At 66.8% G+C, this 6382-nt stretch carries 5 protein-coding genes; all 5 read left to right on the top strand.

The genetic code is table 11. The annotated features are described in order from the left end of the window. Window positions 1–988: UDP-N-acetylmuramoyl-tripeptide--D-alanyl-D-alanine ligase (gene murF, locus PMI40_RS10240; protein ID WP_008114857.1), on the top strand; the 988-nt coding region annotated here is incomplete at its 5' end. Between the two features lies 1 nt (window position 989). Continuing rightward, entirely contained in the window at window positions 990–2159 is a 1170-nt protein-coding gene (gene mraY, locus PMI40_RS10235; RefSeq protein ID WP_008114856.1) for a phospho-N-acetylmuramoyl-pentapeptide-transferase, read from the top strand. A 37-nt stretch (window positions 2160–2196) separates the two neighbouring features. Next, entirely contained in the window at window positions 2197–4194 is a 1998-nt protein-coding gene (gene murD / locus PMI40_RS10230) for a UDP-N-acetylmuramoyl-L-alanine--D-glutamate ligase (protein ID WP_008114854.1), read from the top strand. Further along, complete coding sequence (gene ftsW, locus PMI40_RS10225; RefSeq protein ID WP_008114853.1) at window positions 4191–5471, top strand: putative lipid II flippase FtsW; 1281 nt, start codon at window positions 4191–4193, stop codon at window positions 5469–5471. The genes murD and ftsW overlap by 4 nt, the downstream gene beginning before the upstream one ends. Next, window positions 5468–6382, top strand: a 915-nt coding sequence (gene murG, locus PMI40_RS10220; RefSeq protein WP_008114851.1) for an undecaprenyldiphospho-muramoylpentapeptide beta-N-acetylglucosaminyltransferase, incomplete at its 3' end; no start/stop codon positions are given. The genes ftsW and murG, both read left to right, overlap by 4 nt.

Raw genomic sequence — 6382 nt, 5'->3', positions numbered from 1 at the left:
CCCCCTGACGCTGTTTCGGCTGGCGCCGTCGCACCGCGCCGCCGTCATCGAGATGGGCATGAACCATCCCGGCGAGATCGCCGTGTTGTCGCGCATCGCCGCGCCCACGCTGGGCCTGGTCAACAACGCCCAGCGCGAGCACCAGGAATTCATGGCCAGCGTCGAGGCCGTGGCGCGCGAGAATGGCGCCGTGATCCGCCACCTGCCGCCTACCGGTGTGGCGGTATTCCCATCCGACGACGACTTCACCGCGCTATGGCGCGAAGAAGCCGGGGCGCGCCCGGTACTGACCTTCGGCCTGGACGACAGCGCCGACGTCGGTGCCAGCTATGTCACCGGCACCTTCGGCAGCACCCTCAGCGTCAACGTCAAGGGCATTGCCGTGCCGTCGGCGCAGTTCAGGGTCGAACTGGCCGCCGTGGGCGAGCACAACGTGCGCAACGCACTGGCCGCCACTGCCTGCGCACTGGGCGCCGGCATCGCGGTGGACGCGGTGGTACGAGGCCTGCAGGCCTTCGCCCCGGTCAATGGGCGGCTGCAGCGCAAGCAGGCCGTTTCCGGCGCGCTGGTGATCGACGACACCTATAACGCCAACCCCGATTCGGTGCGCGCCGCCATTGACGTGCTCGCCGGCATCGCCACGCCACGCGTGCTGGTGCTGGGCGACATGGGCGAGGTGGGCGACCAGGGCCCGCAGTTCCACCGCGAGATCGGGGCCTATGCCCGCGCGCGCGGCGTGCAGTGCTTCTATGCATTGGGCGAGCTGGCGCGCGAGGCGATCGACGCCTATCGCAATACCCCCGGCGACGGCGCGGCCCAGGCGGCCCACTTCGCCGACATCGACGCGCTCAATGGCGCCGTCACCCTGGCGGCACCGGCTGGTGCCACCGTCCTGGTAAAAGGTTCACGCTTCATGAAGATGGAGCGAGTTGTACAGCATCTGGTCAACGTTGAATCCGTCACGCAACTTCAACAGGAGACCCATTAGCATGCTGGTCTGGCTCGCACAGAATTTTCAACAGGACTTCGGCTTCCTGCGCCTGTTCACATTCATCACTTTCCGTGCCGTGTTCGCCACGCTTACCGCCCTGCTGATCGGCATGGTGGCCGGCCCGGCGGTGATCCGCATGCTCACCCGCATGAAGGTCGGCCAGGCGGTGCGCCAGGACGGCCCGCAGTCGCACCTGGTCAAGAACGGCACGCCCACCATGGGCGGCGTGCTGATCCTGATCGGCATTGCCGTGTCGACCCTGCTGTGGGCCGACCTGTCGAACCGCTTCGTCTGGATCGTGCTGATCGTCACCATGGGTTTCGGCGCCATCGGCTGGGTCGACGACTATCGCAAGGTGGTGCATCGCGACCCCGAAGGCATGCGTTCGCGCGAGAAGTTCTTCTGGCAGTCCCTGATCGGCCTGGTGGCCGCGATCTACCTGGCCTTCTCGGTGTCCGAGGTGAGCAACATGAAGGTGCTCGACCTGTTCATGGCCTGGGTGCGTTCGGGCTTCAGCCTGGACCTGCCCCCCAAGGCCGACCTGATCGTGCCCTTCTTCAAGAGCATCACCTATCCGCTGGGCGTGTGGGGCTTCATCGCGCTGACCTATTTCGTCATCGTCGGCACCAGCAATGCCGTGAACCTGACCGATGGGCTGGACGGCCTGGCCATCATGCCGACCGTGCTGGTCGGCGCCGCGCTGGGGCTGTTCGCCTACCTGACCGGCAATGCCAGCTATGCCAAATACCTGTTCATTCCGCATATCCCGGGCGCCGGCGAGCTGTTGATCTTCTGCGGCGCGATGGGCGGGGCAGGGCTGGCCTTCCTCTGGTACAACGCCTACCCGGCGCAGGTGTTCATGGGCGATGTCGGCGCGCTGGCGCTGGGCGGCGCGCTGGGTACCATCGCCGTGATCGTGCGGCAAGAGATCGTACTGTTCATCATGGGCGGCATCTTCGTGGTCGAGACCCTGTCGGTGATGATCCAGGTGGCGTACTTCAAGTACACCAAGAAGCGTTACGGCACTGGTCGTCGGGTGTTGTTGATGGCGCCGCTGCACCATCACTATGAACAGAAGGGCTGGAAGGAAACCCAGGTCGTGGTGCGGTTCTGGATCATCACCATGATGCTGGTATTGCTGGGATTGTCGACGCTCAAGTTGCGTTGAAACAAGTGGATCAAGCGAAAGAAGCGGGCAGCAAACAATGAATTACTCGGGCAAACACGTACTGGTGCTCGGACTCGGCGAGTCCGGCCTGGCAATGGCGCGGTGGCTGGACTACTGCGGCGCCCGTGTGCGCGTGGCCGATACCCGCGACGAAGCGGCGCTGGCCGAGCGCCTGGCCGCATTGCGCGCCGATGTGCCGGGCGCCGCGCTGGTACTGGGCCAGCCGCTGCACGCCGCGCTGCTCGATGGTATCGATTTCGTCGCGGTCAGTCCCGGGCTGTCGCCGCAGGGTGACCTGGCGCCCCTGGCCCCTGTCATGCAGCAACGCGGCGTGCCGCTGTGGAGCGAAATCGAACTGTTTGCCCAGGCGCTGGCGGCGCTGCGCGAGGAAACCCTGTACCAGCCCAAGGTGCTGGCCATTACCGGCACCAACGGCAAGACCACCGTCACCAGCCTGACCGGCATGCTGTGCCAACGTGCCGGCCTGTCGGTGAAGGTGGCCGGCAACATCAGCCCGGCCGCCCTCGACGTGCTGCGCGAGGCGGTGATCGCCGACCGCATCTTCCTGGCGCAACTGGCCGAGCAGGACGCCATCGCCGCGGCCGAAGCACAGGCCGAGGCCGAGCGCCTGGCGCAGGAAGCCGCCGACGCAGTCCAGGCGCAAGCGGCCGAGGGCAAGCAAGCGGCCGCGCGCGTCGACACCGACGATGCCCAGACGCATGCCGCTGCCAACGACGCCCAGATGGACCTGGCCCGGACCGATGCCGCCGATGCCGAGCTGACATCGGCGGCCCCCCCAGGGCAGGACGACCCGCCATCCGAAGGCGATGGCGAGGCCATCGGGGTCCCGGTGGAGCACCTCTCGACCGAGGCTGCCAATTCGGACCAGAGCGAAGACGCCTCGCTGCACTCGGACGTGGCGGGCAATGAAGTGGCGGCCCTGAACCTGGACGATTTCATGCAGGTCTCGCGTAGCGCCGAAGAGGATGCGCTGGTGGCCGTGCCGCCGCCACCGCCGCCGGAGCCGACCTACCGTGGCTCGATGCCGCAAGCCTGGGTGCTGGAGTTGTCCAGCTTCCAGTTGCACGCCACCCATAGCCTGCAAGCCGATGCCGCCACCGTGCTCAACCTGAGCCAGGACCATCTCGACTGGCACGGCGACATGCACGGCTACGCCGCCGACAAGGCCCGCATCTTCGGCCCCGGCACGGTGCGCGTGCTCAATCGCGACGACGCCCTGGTGATGAGGATGACCGACGCCGTGGCCGCGGTGTCGTCATTCGGCCTGGACGAACCGCTTGCCCCCAACAGCTTTGGCCTGGTCAACGACAACGGCATGCTGTGGCTGGCCAACGGCTTCGTGCACGAGGACGACGAACAGCCGACCGGCCGCCGCCGCAAGCAGAAGGACATGCTGCCGCCGCCGGTCACGGTCAAGCGCCTGATGCCGGTCGACGCATTGAAGATCCGCGGCGCCCATAACGCCATGAACGCGCTGGCCGCGCTGGCGCTGTGCCGCGCCATCGACCTGCCCATGGCGCCGTTGCTGCACGGCCTGCGCGACTACGCGGGCGAGCCACACCGGGTGGAACTGGTGGCGGTGGTGCAAGAAGCCGAATACTACGACGACAGCAAGGGCACCAATGTCGGTGCCACCGTGGCCGCGCTCAATGGCCTGGGCCTGGGCGGACGCCCCAACCGCATCGTGCTCATCGCCGGCGGCGACGGCAAGGGACAGGACTTCTCGCCGCTGGCCTTGCCGGTCGAGAAATATGCCCGCACAGTGCTGCTGATCGGACGCGATGCGCCTGCCTTGCGCGCGGCGCTGGCCCAGACCCAGGTGGAACTGATCGATTGCGCCACGCTGGATGAGGCGGTGCAGAAGGCTGGCGACATCGCTCGATCCGGCGACATCGTGTTGCTCTCGCCGGCCTGCGCGAGCCTGGACATGTTCCGCAACTACCGTCACCGGGCCGAAGTGTTCGTGGACGCGGTGCGTGAACTGGCGCTGTCGCGCGGCGAGGTGATCCCATGAAGCTCGGCTTGACGTCATTGCGGCAACTGTTGGGTAGCGTCAAGGACGCGGCCCCGGCGGCGGCCGGCCGCATGGCCGGGCTCACGCCGGGCAGCAAGGCCGGCAGCAAGGCCAGCATGGTCGGTTTCGAACAGCGTTCGCGCATGATGGAATACGACCAGCCGCTGATCTGGGTGGTCATGCTGCTGATGCTGTTCGGCATGGTGATGGTGTATTCGGCCTCGGTGGCGCTGCCCGACTCGCCCAAGTACGCCGCCTATTCGAACTACCATTTCCTGACGCGCCAGGCGATCTTCATCGTGATCTCGCTGGTGGCCGCCGCGGTGGTGTTCCGGGTGCCGATCGAGACCTGGCAGCGCTGGGCGCCGTACCTGTTTGCCGGCACCCTGATCCTGCTGGTGCTGGTACTGGTGCCGGGCGTGGGCAAAGGCGTCAACGGCGCCAAGCGCTGGCTGTCGTTCAAGGTGTTCAACCTGCAGCCGTCGGAATTGATGAAGCTGTTCATCGTGCTGTATGCGGCCGACTACACGGTGCGCAAGCAGGCCTTCATGCACAAGCTGGTCAAGGGTTTCGCGCCGATGGCGGCGGCCGTCGGCCTGGTGGGCCTGCTGCTGCTGCTCGAGCCCGACCTGGGCGCGTTCGGCGTGATCGTCTGCATCGCCATGGGGATCCTGTTCCTGGGCGGTATCAACGGCGTCTGGTTCGGCGGCATCGGCGCCACGCTGGTCGGGGTGTTCTCGCTGGTGATCGTGACCTCGCCGTGGCGTCGTGAACGTATCTTCGCCTACCTCAACCCGTGGGAAGAAGAAAACGCGCTGGGCAAGGCCTATCAGTTGTCGCATTCGCTGATCGCCTTCGGTCGTGGCGAGCTGTTCGGCGTGGGCCTGGGCAGCAGCGTCGAGAAATTGCATTACCTGCCCGAGGCGCATACCGACTTCCTGCTGGCGGTGATCGGCGAAGAGCTCGGTTTCGTCGGCGTGCTGGTCGTGGTGCTGCTGTTCTATTGGCTGGTCAAGCATGCCTTCGAGATCGGCCGCCAGGCAATCGCGCTGGACCTGACCTTCGCCGGCCTGGTCGCCAAGGGCATCGGCATCTGGATCGGGGTGCAGGCCTTCATCAACATGGGCGTGAACCTGGGCCTACTGCCGACCAAGGGCTTGACGCTGCCGCTGATGAGCTACGGCGGCTCGGGTGTGCTGATCAATTGCGTCGGCCTGGCGATCCTGCTGCGCATCGACTACGAGAATCGCGTACTGATGCGGGGAGGACGCCTGTGAGTGCATCCCGCAAGCTGATGATCATGGCTGCCGGTACCGGCGGTCATATCTTCCCGGGCCTGGCGATTGCCGAGACCATGCGGGCGCGTGGCTGGCAGGTATCGTGGCTGGGTACCTCGCACGGCATGGAGCGCGAGCTGGTGCCGCGCCATGGCGTCGAGATGGACACCATCGTGTTTTCCGGCCTGCGCGGCAAGGGCCTGATGCATACCGTCAAGGGCGCCTGGCGCCTGGCGACTAGCTTCGTGCGCTGCTTCAACATCCTGGGCCGGCGCAATCCGGACGTGGTGCTGGGCATGGGCGGCTATGTGACCGTGCCGGGCGGCGCCATGGCGCGCCTGCGCGGCAAGCCGCTGGTGCTGGTCAATGCCGACGCGGCGCTGCTGCTGTCCAACAAGACCCTTACGCCGCTGGCCGACAGGGTGCTGTTCGGCTTCCCCGCCGATTTTGGCGCGGCCGCGGCCAAGGCCGAGGTGACCGGCAATCCGGTGCGCCGTGAAATCACCAGCCTGGCGCCGCCGGCGACCCGCTATGCCGGCCACGGCGGGCCGCTGCGCATCCTGGTGGTGGGCGGCAGCCTGGGCGCCAAGGTGCTCAACGACAACGTGCCGGCGGCGCTGGCCCGCCTGCCGGTACAGGCGCGACCGGTGGTGACGCATCAATCGGGCAAGCAGCATATCGCGGCCCTGACCTCGGCCTACGAAGCCGCCGGGGTCCAGGCCGAAGTGGTGGACTTCATCGACGACATGCCGCGCCGCTACGCCGAGGCCGACCTGGTGATCTGTCGCGCCGGCGCCATCACGGTGTCCGAGCTGACCGCCGCAGGCGTGGCCAGCGTGCTGGTGCCGCTGGCGGTGTCGACCACCTCGCACCAGATCGACAATGCCAAGTGGATGGGGGCCAATGGGGCC

The sequence above is a fragment of the Herbaspirillum sp. YR522 genome (assembly GCF_000282575.1).
In the GTDB taxonomy this organism is placed as follows: Bacteria; Pseudomonadota; Gammaproteobacteria; order Burkholderiales; family Burkholderiaceae_D; genus Herbaspirillum.
The sequence above is the reverse complement of the archived record's forward strand: the minus strand, read 5'-3'. Positions and strand labels throughout refer to the sequence as shown.